Source organism: Flavobacterium panacis (genome assembly GCF_024649945.1).
GTDB lineage: Bacteria > Bacteroidota > Bacteroidia > Flavobacteriales > Flavobacteriaceae > Flavobacterium > Flavobacterium panacis.
Window position 1 is genome coordinate 16,411 of record NZ_JANKMS010000012.1, and the last position, 14,222, is coordinate 30,632.

The window sequence follows — 14,222 nt, forward strand, 5'->3', positions numbered from 1 at the left end:
CGTGGGTAATGTTTAAAAATAGGGCAGGAAATAAAATTCCGTTTAAATCTGCGTTTTCGCTAGAGCGAATCCGTAAAATCTGCGTCTAAAAATTACGTACATTTAAAATCTTTCAGAAAAAGAAAAGAATGAAAAAAAGTCTAAAATACATCGAAGGAAATTCAGATAAATTCTGGGAAATTGAAGTAACAGGATCTAATTATACGGTAACTTACGGTAAGAACGGAACCTCTGGAACAACTCAAACTAAAAGCTTTGCTTCGGATGAAGAATGTCTGAAAATGGCAGAAAAAATTCTGGCAGAAAAAGTTAAAAAAGGCTATTCTGAATCTGGAGAAGTTGATGTTGTTTCAAAACCAAAGTCGGCTAAAAGTAAAAATGCCGATGAGATAATTGAAGAATATGATGCCATCATAAAAGCAAAAAAAATTGAGTTATTGCTTCCTTTTCTAAAAGAAAAATCAAAAGGTAATGTTGAAGTTTTAAAAAAACACGTAAAAAAGTCTAAACGTTATTGGATGACGTATACAGATTTGACAAAAGATCCAGGTTATGTAAAAAAAGACAAACATGATTACGGATGGGGAATGCGTGGCGATTTTCAGCAAAAAGAAATCATCACACTAAGCGCTATCGCATTATTTGATAAAACAGATATTAATTCGTGGGATGAAGTTCTTCAGTTATTAGATGAAACAGATCATAAAAAATATGTTTTGGAAACGCTTCAGTGGGCAAAACCAAATTGGCTGGAAACTTTTATTCTAGAAAAAGTAAGAAGATCAGATTGGTTGAGTTTTAATTATCCTATTTTACGTCAGTTTGAAGACGAAGGAATGATACAATTCAATCCGGAGTTGTACGCTTTATGTCTGGCTAATACCAACGAATGGCGTGCTAAAATGAAATCTAGAGCTTTTATTGCTAAGGTTTTAGAAGATAAAACAACGTATCAGAGAGATATTCCTGAGATGTTCAATTACGAAACCATTCTTCACAATATTTCTTTTAGAGATAATGACAAACAAAGTCATGATGAGTTTAGTACTTGGGCGATTATCTACAAAGAATTACTAGATCAGAAAAAAATGGATCGTGCTTTCTTTTTTGAAAACGCGATTCAGATTCAGACCAAAGAATGGAACAATAATATCAAATCGTTTTTTAGAAAAAGAATTGAAGAATTCAATGCTACAGAAGACGAGTTGATTCCTTTTCAAGAAAATATATTTTCGCTTTTACACAATGCTTATCCGCCAATTACGAGTTACGGAATTGAATTGGTTAAGAAAATATATACACACCCGAAATTTAAAACCAAATCATTTTTAGAATGGCTGGAACCGATGATGATGCGAAGCGACTGCAAAGCTGGAATCAAAAACGTATTGCCAGTTTTAGAGAAAATAAGCAAAGCGAATTCGAAATTAAACAATCAAATTGCTGCAATCATTACAGACGTTTTTGTAATTGCTGATTTGACTTTACAAGAACGCGCGAGCAAAATCCTTGTAAAATTAGGTTCTCCAAAAGATAAAGCGCTAAAAGAAAAATTGTCTTCGTATGCGACTTTAATGCAGGGAAATATCAAATCAGGTTTAAGTCAGTTTATGGATGAAGATTCATTAGCTGTTGATGATGCTGGTTTTGAAGCTTATCAGTTCGAAACTAAAAAAGAATTATTATTGACAGAAGAAGTTGAGTTGCCGAAAGATTGGAATGAGATTTTATTTCAATTTGGAAATTTCATTGGTTCAGAAGAAGTTTTAGATACCGAAATCTTGATGAATACTTATATTCAACAAAGAGATTTATTTCCAGATGATTATAGTAAACAATTACAGCCGTACGAAAAACAGCTGAACAAACATTATTTCGAAAGCGTTCATAAGAACTACATGAAATCGTTTTTGTCTCAGAAAATTGCGAATATCAACAGCAAATTTGATGCGAGAAACGGTCATTATTTAAAAATAAATACGCTGACTTTAATCAAACCTTTGTTAGAAAAAGTACAGCAGAAAATTGAATCCAAATCAAAACTACCAATGCTTTCTTTCCCGAGTCATAAACCATATTGGGTGGCTCCAAAAGTTTTGTTGGAAAGAGTAATTGCATATCAAAAAGCAAACGAAGAAATTGATAATCTGGATTTAGCGATTGCAATTGCCAGAATGCCAAGAGAAAATACAGAAGAGGCAATTCCGTTATTAGCTCAAATTGAAGGCGAATTAAAATCGTTATTGTCATTTGCTTTAGGAGCAGAAGACAAACTGACGATCGATTCCACATCATTAGTTTCAAAAGTATTGGCAACATTGGGCAAAACGACCAAAGAAACTGGAAATCTATCTTTATGGGCGGTTGCAGCTAGAACTTTTTACCCAGACAATACATTTGAAGAATTTGAAAGTACGTATTTAAAAGAAGTTCCATTTGTGGTTTCGCCTTTCCAAACCGAATTTTCATTTAAAGAAAAATGGAACGAATGGAAAAACTATCAAACTGGAGCGAGAGAAAAATCTCCATCATGGTACGAGCTTCGTTTAGAATTACCACAATATATTAAAACACCAAATTATCTCTTATACAGTCTTGATATTTACAAAAGATCAAACAGCTGGGATTACAATTTAAACTACGCTGGAAATACGTTTTACTGGCATAGTTTAACACCGCAAAACTCAGATGCTTTGGCAATGACTTTGCTGAACAATTGTGTAATTCCAGACGGTTCAAAACCAGAATTAAGAGGTTTTATCGATGTAACAAATAGACCAGAATTTAGATTCTCTGAAAACGTTTTGTTTCTATTTGCACTATGTTTCTTTCAAGAAAAGAAAGAACTACGTTTACTAGCATCGGAAACGTTAATTAATTTGATCGAAAGACAAGTTATAGATATGGAGAAATTTGCCGAAAAAGCAGCCTTTACAGCGACAGGAAAATATGGTGCTTTTTCTAGATTAACTGACGGAATTATCGCTTTAAAAGATATTTCGCCTTTACACAACAGCGCATTACTTCTGTTTTTTAATACTTTCTTTGCTAATCTGGATGTACAAGAAAAACTGCCAACGAATTTTAAGAAAATGGTAGAAAATTATGTCGATGTTTTAATTAAAACGAATCAGAAACCATCAGAAAAAGCAATTGCCTTTTTCGAACAATGGAAAGATAATGCTTCGCTGAAATCGTTGATTAAGCAAATTTTAAAATAAAGAAAATGACAGATTTAGAATATAATTATAAAGGAATTTCGACTTACAGCAAAACCAAAGGAATCAACAATCTCGTTTTGGCGCATCAAACCGAAATTGAGGAAGTAAACAATATTCCGTGTTTTTTCTGGGGAAGTTTGACAGATCCTTATGTTACCGCAAAATGCTGGAGTACAATTGCAAAAGTGGTTCGTTCGAGTTTTGGACCGATTCCGCCAAGTCTTCGTGATCCAATTGTTTCTGCAGGCTCAGAGAGATTACGTTTTGAGGGATTTTCTTCTTGCAACGGAGTTTATGTCAGACTAGATATGAAACCAGAAGCAATCGACGGAGAGTTTATTGCCAGCGGAACAACTAATGTTGATTTCAATGATCCAATGTTGAATGCTTTGAACGCCATTCAGAAAAATGAAAAAGTGACTTTAGCTGTTGGTCAGCAAGATGTTCAGGTAATTACGAGCAAAGCAAAAGTTGTAGAGAAAAAAGTGACTTTACCTATGCGTTGGATAAAAGGTCTAACCAGCGTTCAATTGTATCTTGCTGATATGGATTTGAAATTCGAATTGAATAAAATTCAAACTATTCAATTATTTCAAAGTCTGCCAAAAGGAAGTGTAAAAGGTGATTTTTTTATAACCAAAAGAGCTGGAAAATTCATGTTTTCAACTTTGGCTACAGCCGATAGTGTACGAATAGGAGGCGTGCAAAGATTACGATTGTTAGAAGGAATTCTTTCTATAGTTGATAAAATCTTCGTTTATGAATCATCAGACAAACAAACGTGTTCGATTGTATGTGAATTTGGGAAAATGCAGTTGTTAATGGCGTTTTCTCCAGATTCATATCGCGGATTTTCAGGAGAAGGAAATGTATTAGAAACCATGACAGAAAATCTTCCAATGGAATGGGTTTATGGTTTAAACAGTTTATTAAAGTCCAATGAAATGTTTGACCCAACGATGCTTTCTATAGAAAATGATATCGACTTTGGAACAATGGACAACTTGACTTCTAATTTATCTTCAATGGGATTGTTAGGTTATGATTTAAGCGAAAAAGCACATTTTTACAGACGTCTTCCGTTTAAAACAGAAAGAATACTTTCTTTAAATCCAAGACTTAAAAATGCCAAAAAGTTAATTGATAATGAAGAAGTAGAAATCACAGAACGCAGAGCTGACTATATTGAAGCCAAAGTAAAAGGTTCGGGTGTGGTACATAAAGTGATAATTGACAACAATTCTCAGAAATGTACATGTGATTGGTTTACGGCTTATCAAGGAAAAAGAGGAATCTGCAAGCATATTTTAGCAGTAAAAATGACTGTTTCGTAAAAACTTAAAAATGTTAGTTTTTTAAAATTTTCTTAGGATTTTGTTAAATTATGAAATAAAAGACTACATTTGTACCGTAATTAAAAAACAGAAAAATACATATGACACTTTCAATAGCAAAATATTTTGACCACTTAGCAGGATCATTTCCGGCTGAAGTATCAGGATGCAATATGTATTTTTATGAAATTAGAATGTAATATTTAGAGTCAAACTCATCATAAAATAGAAAGCGTCCTCAAAGTAGGGCGCTTTTTTTGTTTTAAACTACTTTGACTTCGCTCAGTGTAAAAACAAAATAGGATAGGATTACAAGAAAAATGATAGAATATTGAACCATAACTAAAAAAAAATCAAAAAAATAATTGACAAAATGTTTAATGATTAATCAAAATAGCGAAATATAATCTTGGTGAGTAACCCGATGAGCGACAGCCATTTGATAAAAAGAGAAATCTGCACTAGTATGCGGACAGGAATTTCTTTTCTTTAACTTTTAGTATAACTAATTGATAATCAATAAAATAATTTTAAAAATGATTTGGAAATATGATTTTTTCGACATTATCTTTGCCAAACAAAATCTCAACAAAGATTTTCAAATAAAAACGATTTTAAAATATAATACAGCATATAAAATGAAATTCAATTTCGCATATAGAATAGAATCACAACTTCCGAGCCTAGATCTTGGATGTCTAAAAATACAGGTGCATGAACATGGACAATAGGATACGTATATCTTATAAATTCTGCAAGCACCTTTAATCGGGTGCTTTTTTTATGTCTTTTTTTAAAGTTTTTTTGCCACAAAGGCACGAAGGCACAGAGAAATTTAAAGGAAAATCAAAATTCTCGCAAAGACACAAAGAAATAAAGAAAACAAAAAACTTAGCGACTCTGCGACTTTGCGAGAGATTCTGAAAAAACATATAAGAAAAAAACTTAGAGTCTTAGCGCCTTAGTGGCAAAAAAAGATGGAAAAAAAACTGGGAAGATAACGGAGGTTGTTTACCCGCCTTGGACGCGGGAGGTCGCAGGTTCGAATCCTGCTTCCCAGACAATAAAATGAGAAGAGAACGATGGTCGTTCGTCCGCCTTATATGCGGGAGGTTACAGGTTCGATTCCTGTTTCTCATTAAGAGATATTTGTTTTGTCACGAAAGAGCAAAGAAATAAAAAGAGTAAAAACTTTGCGAGAGATTCAGACAAAGAAAAAAGAAAGAAAACTTTGTGTCTTTGAGCCTTTGTGGCAAAATGGCCAAAAAAAAGAAAAGAAAATGAAAAAGATAAGCACATTATTCGCCAAAGATCCTAAAGATTTAGGTAGAGTGATAGATAAAATTAATATCGAAAACAAATGGGTTTTTGATGGAGAAGCTGTTGCAACCAGAAAGTTTGATGGTACATCAGCAGCGATTATTAACGGAGAAATATTTAAAAGATTCGATGCCAAAAAAGGAAGAGTTATTCCGATAGGAGCAATTCCTTGTCAAGAAGCAGATCCAAAATCAGGACATCACCCGCACTGGTTAAAATGCGATCGTTCAAAATCGGAGGACAAACATTTCTTTGAAGGTTTTGATGGATTAGAAAACAAAGTTGACGGAACATACGAATTATGCGGACCTAAAGTACAAGGAAATCCTGAAAATTTCGAGAAGCATACATTGGTAAAACACGGAAGCGAAGTACTTGATTTTGTAAGTCTTGATTTTAAGGATTTAGAAATATTCTTATCAGAGAATGACATTGAAGGTATTGTTTTCCATCACATTTCAGATGAAAGAATGTGCAAATTAAGAAAATCAGATTTTGGTATTAAACGAATGAAATTAGAATCTGTGTAAAAAGTAAATAACGCTAAAAAGTAAAAAAATGAAAGAATTATTCAACCGAATAGCCTTTGTTGGAATTGAACAAGAAGAGTATGATGTTATAAAAGCCAATTATTCAGGACATATTATTTGGCATCAATCTATTCCTAAAATCGTAGTAAAAGACGAAGTGCTTTATATGGAAAAAGCCAATGGAGTTGGAATGCTTCCGGTTGATAAAGTAGTTTATTACGGAATTTACGATAATGATTTCGATTTTATTACTGGTTTAGCAATCTGGAGAGGTGACTGTTATCCGAATGCTGCAGCGATGATGGATTGCAGATTTAAGATTCCATGTCTGGTAAAAGCATTATTGCTTTCAAGATTTAGCGCACCTCGTGGATTTATAAGTGCAGGAGCTTCTGTAAATACTGCTAATGATACAGTTGCCAAATGGGGTAATTGGCATTGCGGCGAGAATAAACATCGTTTTACAGGAGAATGGGAAAGTGAATTTACCGCTACTATTGAACCTTATTATGAAGGAGAAGCTGTTCGTATCATGATGATTGGAGACACGTATTGGCAGATTAAATTAGAAGGAGACGATTGGTTAAAATCTATTCATCCTGACAATGCAGGTTTTATGGTTGTTGATGAAGATTTGCTGGCTGATACCATTCATATCAAAGAAACTTTAAAGATGGATATGATTGGAAATGATTATATCATTGGAAAAGATGGTTCTAAATATTTATTAGAAGTAAATCACATTCCGAACATAACTCGATTTGATGAAGTAAGAGAAGCTTATTTATCGACCGTTATAGAATGGATTAACTAAAAAAATATCCTGCGCAAAATAATTGCGCAGGATCATTTGAATCTTTGTTCAAGAAATAAAAACGTTCTTTAATAAAATGAAAAGACATCAAAGAAAACTTTGATTTACAATATCAAACAAGCCTTGTTGGGTGTTTCTGTATAGCACTATTGTAGAGGACTTTTCGCGAAAGCGTATTATGTTTTTCTATGCAGCTTGGTTTGGAGGTTTTGATGGTTTTCCAAAAAATTATCGCACAAGGGATCTAAGGGTTATGGGTTCGAATCCCATTCGCAGTAATGTGGTAGCTCAAATGGATAGAGCATTGGATGTGTTTTGCAGGTTCGAATCCTGCACCGAACTCGTTTCGGTTGGACGAATTGGTAAGTCAACGGGTCTCAAAAACCTGTCAACAGTAGAGACCATCACTCTTAAAAAGATGACCATTAGAAAAAAACTGATTTGTCTTTGTCAGTGAAATTAGGATTTTAGAATCTGAAGTTTCACACTCTGATAAAGCCAGTGCAAATAGAAATGTGTTTTGAAAAGTTTGTTTTCTTTTTGATTTGATTGTTAAGAGAACTTGGGGATTCTCTCAATAAAATAGAATCAGAAACAATTCAAATAGACAAAGAACAAACTATTTGTCCGTTTTTCTTAGAGGAGAAAGGCAAAAAGGTTTTTTATTTAGAAGATTTATAGAAGAAAGATAAAAGAAGAAAGATAACAGAGGTTTACAAATTTCAAAACTTGAAACCTGAAACCTGAAACAAAATATAATTATGATAAAAAGAATTAAAATCGAAAATTTCCAAGTAGGCTTGGTGTTCGAAAATAGAAAATTAATTAAAGTAATCGAAGAAGGATTACACTGGATTTTTGGAAACAAAGAAGTTATGATTTACGATCTAAACGGATCTTTTCAGGCTCCTTTTGAGTTGGATATTTTATTGCAAAATGAAGTATTAGCTTCTCTTTTGGAAGTTGTTGAAGTTGCTGATAACGAAATTGTATTGCAATTCGTAAAAGGAAACTTCAAAGAAATCTTGGTGCCAGGAAAGTATGCTTTTTGGAAAGGAGTTGTAAAAAACGAATTCATTAAAGCAGATTTATCTAAGATTGAAATCACAGAGAACATTCCAATAAACTTATTGGAAAATGTTAAGATGAGATACTTCACAAGAAAATTCATTGTGGCAAGCAACGATAAAGCATTGTTGTTTGTGAATGGAACTTTTGTGAAGGAATTGAAATCTGGAACACATTATTTCTGGAATAACGCCATTACAATCGAAGTGAAAACTGTCGATACGAGACAACAACAATTGGAGATTTCTGGCCAAGAATTGTTGACTAAAGATAAAGCAGGATTGAGAATCAACTTTTTTGTGAGATACCAAGTGGTTGATATCATGAAAGCTTTGATTGAAAATAAAGATTTTGAAAAACAATTGTATGTCGCAATGCAATTGGCTTTAAGAGCCTTTGTTGGAGGCTTGACTTTAGATGAATTGTTAACTAAAAAAGATGCTATTGCCGAGGCTATTTTGGAAGAAGCAAAAACTAAAATCAAAGATTTAGGTTTAGAAATTTCTGATGCTGGAATAAGAGATGTAATTCTTCCAGGAGATATGAAAGAAATCATGAATCAGGTTTTGGTTGCTGAGAAAAAAGCACAGGCCAACAGCATTATGAGAAGAGAAGAAACTGCAGCAACAAGAAGTTTGCTTAACACAGCAAAGCTGATGGAAGAAAATGAAATGTTGTGGAAGTTGAAAGAGATGGAGTACGTTGAAAAAATCGCGGATAAAATTGGTGAAATCACCATTTCTGGCGGAGGAAACGTAATTGGTCAATTAAAAGAAATCTTCGTAAAATAAAAGAACTATTAACAGTAAATGTTGATCGTTTAAGTTTAATAATAAAAATTTAAGGATGAATCAAGAAATAGGATTTGGATCGGCCTGTAAAGGTAAGATAGATACAGTGGAGTTTAGTGAATCTTCGTTTGCCTCGAGTATAGAAGCAGATTTAGGATGCACTAGCCTATGGAATGAGAAGGTGAATTTTTGGGATATTATATATATCATGTAGAGATATTTCTCTGGTAAAGCAAGCGTGCTTTTGAACTTTTGTGATATTAGATTTCCCAGAAAAGCCTTCGATTTCCTGAGATTCCCAAGAATTGCAAAAGAAAAATATCATGCAAAACAATACACTAGAAAAATATAAAAAAGCGATTAGAAATAAATACGAGACAGAAAAAGGCGGTCAATACTTTGATTATTTGTACAAGCCTTCTCGTGGTAAACTTCGTGATTTGTGCTGGCTTATTTTCGAAAATAACCCCACTCAAGAGGATTTGAATGTCTTCAAGAATCTATTGGGACTAGATTTCGATCATACCAAAAAGAACAAGTTCAAGGAAAAGAAAGACAAATTCCGACCGATCGAAACGTTCTTAAAAGGAGAAACAGATCCATCAAATATTGATGCTATAAACATGGCAGCTATTTTGGTTGATTTTGAGCCTAGACCTTTCAAAAAGTTTTACGAAACTTCTAAAAAAGAAGAAACAAAACCAGTTAAAAAACTTGAGAAAGCTAAAGCTATTTTTGAAAAGAAAAGTGCTCTGAAAAAAGAAAAACCTGAAAAAAAGTCTAAGGAAAGAAGTTTCTTTCGAGATTTAAAAAGCATGTTCTTCTAAGGATTTTTGCCACAAAGGCGCTAAGTCGCAAAGTTTTTAGCCATAGATTAAGGGATTAAAAGGATTGTTAAAAAAATCTGCTCAAATCTGTTTAATCTGCGTGAAACTTATCTTAGCGTGCCTTTGCGGTTAAAAGATTAAATACAATTATTTAAAAATTAGAAAAAATGAAAACTACAGATAAAGTTATTATTATCGATTTAGAAGCCACATGTTGGCAAGGCGCGGTCCCGAGTGGCCAGCAAAATGAAATTATAGAAATCGGTTTGGCTGTACTGGATACAGAAACTGGAGCAATTTCTAAGAATAAAGGAATATTGGTAAAGCCAAAGCGCTCGAGCGTTAGTTTGTTTTGTACCGAATTGACTACGATTACTCAAGATTTATTAGATAAAAACGGTGTTAGTTTTGAAGAAGCGATTAATCAGCTTATCGACGAGTATAATCCCGATTTGTATACTTGGGCAAGTTACGGTCAATACGATCTCAATATGCTGAAAAAACAATGTAAATCGTTTGGCGTTTCGTATCCGATGGGAGAGGAGCATATCAACGTAAAAGAGTATTTTGCTGAAAAGTTTGGTTTGGTTAAACCAACGGGAATGAATGGCGCGCTTCATATGCTGAATATTCCATTAGAAGGAACACATCACCGCGGAATTGACGATGCCAAAAACATCGCTAAGATTTTGAATTGGTGTCTGAAAAATTAGAATTTAATTTGTTAATCACAGTTATCAAAAGGATAGCTGATAGCTGTAGAAAACTGTAAAACATTGTGTTTACAGTTTTTCGTATTTTCTACAATTGCTATTAAATCCATTCTCCTGCCGCATTATAATCATCTGGAAGATAAGTAAGATATTGTACCATTCTTGGGTTTTGTCCTTTGTTGGGTGTTGCGCAGTGCGGAAGTGTATTATGCCAGATTATAAAATCGCCTGCATCTCCTGTAATTGGTTTTGGTTGTAAAGTTTTTAAAGCTTTTTCTCGAGGATTTTCATTTGGTTCAAGTTGGTCGAGCCATTCATTAATTTGGTTATGAAAACCAGCCACACAATGGAAAGCACCATCATTTTCTCCGCATTCAGTTAAATAAAGTAAACCTTGAAGACCGTAAGTAAGAGGTTTCTTTAAACTCATATCCCAATGTAGCGAACTTCCTAAAAAAATGAAATCATCTGTTTCTGGCGGATTGAAACTTACTTTGTCGATAGTTTTGTAGATTTTTGTGGTTTTATAAAGCTGTTCGTAAGCTTTTTTTATTCGTGGTGAAAAACGGTTGCGGTTTAGGGTTTCATGATCTGAAAAATTAAGCATCAGCCCTTTTTGCTCTTCGTGTCGGTTATACCAGCTTTCTTTTTTATTCGGATCCATTTTTAAGTATTCCCAAATGGCTTTTTGTGTAGCTTCGCAATCTTCTTTAGAAATAGCATTTTTAACTACAACATAACCGTTCTGATTCCAAAATTCAAGATCTTCTTCAGATAATACATCTTCAATTAAATCTTCAATTTCTGGAGAAGTATTTCTTTTTCTGCCATTAATCCATGTTTTGAAAGTTTCAAAATCAGGTTTTTCAAAATATAAAAAATACAAAGTATCTTCCATTCCAATACCTAATTGGTACAAAGTTTTAATTTCATTGTCCCAATTGGATAGGTCTGAATTTGCACTTTCGGGATTTATAGTGCGTTTCCATAATTGTTCGAGAACTGTCCAAGGCATACTTATCAGTTTTAATTGAAAGAAAACATAAAAATACGTGAATTATAGTTTGATTTTTAAAGTAAAAATACCCGTTTTTTGATACTAAAAAGGCCATCTCATGGAGATAGCCTTTTTTACTTTGGTTATATTATTTTGATTTATTAATTGTTGCCGTATATTTTAGCATAAAGATCTTTATAAATCTCTTTAATAATTTTTCGTTTTAATTTCAATGTAGGAGTAAGCTGTCCGCCATCAATAGACCAAACATCGGGAGTTAACTCAAAGCGTTTAATTTGTTCCCAGTGTCCGAATTTTTTATTGATTTCTTCCACTTCATTGTCAATACGTTTAATCACATCTGGATTGGTGGCAATTTCAGCAGTAGAATCTCCTAAACTAATTTTATGAATTTTAGCCCATTCTTTTACAAACTCAAAGTTTGGCTGAATAAAAGCGGCTGGCATTTTTTCTCCTTCTCCAATTACCATAATCTGTTCAATAAAACGAGATTGCTTCATGGCATTTTCAATCATTTGAGGCGCGATATATTTTCCTCCCGAAGTTTTAAACATTTCTTTTTTACGGTCGGTGATTTTCAAGAAACCTTCGCTGTCAATTTCACCGATATCTCCTGTGTGAAAATAACCGTCTATAATTGCTTCAGCTGTTTTTTCAGGATCTTTATAGTAACCCAACATTACGTTTGGACCTTTCAATAAGATTTCACCGTCTTCAGCAATTTTAACTTCAAGATTACGAATCGGCTTTCCGACAGTTCCAATTTTAAATCCTTTATTTCTTTGGTCATTAACGGCAATTACTGGCGAAGTTTCAGACAAACCGTAACCTTCCATAACCGGAATTTCTGCTGCAGCAAAAACTCTTGTCAAACGTGGCTGTAAAGCGGCACTTCCAGAAACCATCAAATCTAAATTCCCGCCCAAACCTTCTTTCCATTTACTGAAAATCAATTTGCGGGCAATTTTTAATTGGAATTCATACCAGAATCCGTTTGCTCCGTAAGGTTCGTATTTTAAACCTAAATCAATAGCCCAGAAAAATAGTTTTTTCTTAATACCAGTTAATTCAGCTCCTTTAGCATAAATTTTATCATAAACTTTTTCTAAAAGTCTTGGTACTGCTGTAATTACAGTTGGTTTAACTTCTTTTAGGTTGTCACTGATTTTATCAATTGATTCTCCAAAATAAACCGAAACTCCATAAAATTGATAGATGTATAAAATCATTCTCTCAAAAATATGACAGATAGGCAAGAAGCTCAAAGCCGTACTTTTTCCTGGATCAAACGGGATTCTTGGTGCGCTGTCTAAAACGTTCGACACAATATTTTTGTGCGAAAGCATAACACCTTTTGGTTTTCCAGTTGTCCCTGAAGTATAAATGATTGTAGCCAAATCATCTGTTTGGATACTGTCTTTTCTGGCTTCAACTTCATTCTGATTGCTTTCGTCTGCACCTAAAGTCAGTAATTCTGACCAATGTTTGCAACCTGGAATTTCATTAAAAGAATAAACCTCTTTTAAAGTTGGCACATTAGCTTTAATAGCGTTTACTTTTTGTAAAACTTCCTCATCAGAAACAAAACAGTAAATACTGCCGCTGTGGTTTAAAATATATTCGTAGTCTTCTTCAGCAATTGTTGGATAAATCGGAACATTCTGAGCACCTGTCTGCAAAATACCAATATCCATGATATTCCACTCCGTTCTATTGTTCGAAGTAATTAAGGCAATTTTATCATCTTTCTGAACGCCCATTCGCAATAATGCTCTCGAAACAGCATTTGCTTTTGCAATATATTCCTGACTGGATGTTTTTTCCCAGGCTCCATTTTTTTTGGTTGCCAAAGCAACTTCAAGGTTGTAAGTTTCTTGTTGATAATAAGGAAAATCAAAAAGGCGTGTGATTGAAACCATGTTTAATATATTGAATTTTACTGCAAATTAAATAAAATTTGGGTATGATTTTTATATTTATAAAATTTAATCGGAAAATTTACGGGTACTTTTAAAATTCAACGAAAACGTTTTCTTTTTTTTAGAAAATGATACTAAAATTGAATAAATATTTAATGAGATGACTGTTTTTTACAGCTTATTGAACATTATAATCAACATAATCTTTTACTCTTTCTCCCATCAAGAACATTTTTTTCTTGGCAAAATGAATAGAAAATTGAGAATAATACCATTCTTCGCTGTCATTTGGTCTGTACCAAAAGGTATAAGAAGCACTATTGAATCCTTCTTTAAAAACAGGAACACCTTCTTCCGAACATTCGATTCCCCAGTTGATTTTTTGTTTGCTTAAATCTTCTGCCTGAATAGAACCTGTTCCATCTGGATTTAACACCGTAATAGGTTGTTTTTGATTTAATGGAGCATAAGTTCCTTGAACCGGATATCCGATAGTTGTTGTTATAAATCGGTCTCTGGAATTGTGGGTAATCTGATCTACGTGAACTTGTGAATGTGAAGTTGCTGCAACAAAAAAGAAGCTGCAGATAAAAAGTAATTTTAAAAATTTCATTCTATGTAGGTTTAAGTGTTTTTGGGCTGGAGAAAATCTATTGCTACATTTTTT

Annotated in this window: 10 protein-coding genes and 2 tRNA genes; 9 read left to right on the plus strand and 3 right to left on the minus strand. The window is 33.4% G+C overall.

Going from position 1 to position 14,222, the window contains the following annotated elements; genetic code table 11:
• Positions 1-128 precede the first annotated feature (128 nt).
• The 9 genes from NQQ59_RS21265 to NQQ59_RS21305 all read left to right on the plus strand — a co-directional run bounded on the left by NQQ59_RS21265 (position 129) and on the right by NQQ59_RS21305 (position 10,618).
• Positions 129-3,221, plus strand: a complete 3,093-nt coding sequence (locus tag NQQ59_RS21265) for a DUF6493 family protein (protein ID WP_144221575.1) — start codon at positions 129-131, stop codon at positions 3,219-3,221.
• A 5-nt stretch (positions 3,222-3,226) separates the two neighbouring features.
• Positions 3,227-4,555: an SWIM zinc finger family protein gene (locus tag NQQ59_RS21270; RefSeq protein ID WP_144218843.1), complete on the plus strand. Its 1,329-nt coding sequence runs from the start codon at positions 3,227-3,229 to the stop codon at positions 4,553-4,555.
• Positions 4,556-5,544: 989 nt separating this feature from the next.
• Positions 5,545-5,616: transfer RNA gene (locus tag NQQ59_RS21275), tRNA-Pro, on the plus strand.
• Positions 5,617-5,623: 7 nt separating this feature from the next.
• Positions 5,624-5,695: transfer RNA gene (locus NQQ59_RS21280), tRNA-Ile, on the plus strand.
• 140 nt (positions 5,696-5,835) lie between these two features.
• On the plus strand, positions 5,836-6,405 hold the full coding sequence (locus NQQ59_RS21285; RefSeq protein WP_144218845.1) for a hypothetical protein: 570 nt from the start codon (positions 5,836-5,838) through the stop codon (positions 6,403-6,405).
• A gap of 28 nt (positions 6,406-6,433) precedes the next feature.
• On the plus strand, positions 6,434-7,219 hold the full coding sequence (locus tag NQQ59_RS21290; RefSeq protein ID WP_144218847.1) for an ATP-grasp domain-containing protein: 786 nt from the start codon (positions 6,434-6,436) through the stop codon (positions 7,217-7,219).
• Positions 7,220-7,980: 761 nt separating this feature from the next.
• Positions 7,981-9,078, plus strand: coding sequence for a slipin family protein (locus NQQ59_RS21295; protein ID WP_144218848.1), 1,098 nt, complete (start codon positions 7,981-7,983; stop codon positions 9,076-9,078).
• A 323-nt stretch (positions 9,079-9,401) separates the two neighbouring features.
• A complete protein-coding gene (locus NQQ59_RS21300) occupies positions 9,402-9,905 on the plus strand; it encodes a hypothetical protein (protein WP_144218850.1) in 504 nt (167 codons plus the stop codon).
• A gap of 167 nt (positions 9,906-10,072) precedes the next feature.
• Positions 10,073-10,618 (plus strand): 3'-5' exonuclease, encoded by a 546-nt coding sequence (locus NQQ59_RS21305; protein WP_144218852.1) that lies wholly within the window; start codon positions 10,073-10,075, stop codon positions 10,616-10,618.
• A 100-nt stretch (positions 10,619-10,718) separates the two neighbouring features.
• Here the strand turns inward: NQQ59_RS21305 and NQQ59_RS21310 are convergent, their stop codons facing one another.
• The 3 genes from NQQ59_RS21310 to NQQ59_RS21320 all read right to left on the minus strand — a co-directional run bounded on the left by NQQ59_RS21310 (position 10,719) and on the right by NQQ59_RS21320 (position 14,168).
• Entirely contained in the window at positions 10,719-11,633 is a 915-nt protein-coding gene (locus tag NQQ59_RS21310; protein ID WP_144218854.1) for a phytanoyl-CoA dioxygenase family protein, read from the minus strand.
• A 143-nt stretch (positions 11,634-11,776) separates the two neighbouring features.
• Positions 11,777-13,555 carry an AMP-dependent synthetase/ligase gene (locus tag NQQ59_RS21315; protein WP_144218856.1) on the minus strand — a complete coding sequence of 593 codons (1,779 nt, stop codon included), beginning with the start codon at positions 13,553-13,555 and terminating at the stop codon, positions 11,777-11,779.
• 178 nt (positions 13,556-13,733) lie between these two features.
• Complete coding sequence (locus NQQ59_RS21320; protein ID WP_144218858.1) at positions 13,734-14,168, minus strand: hypothetical protein; 435 nt, start codon at positions 14,166-14,168, stop codon at positions 13,734-13,736.
• Positions 14,169-14,222 lie beyond the last annotated feature (54 nt).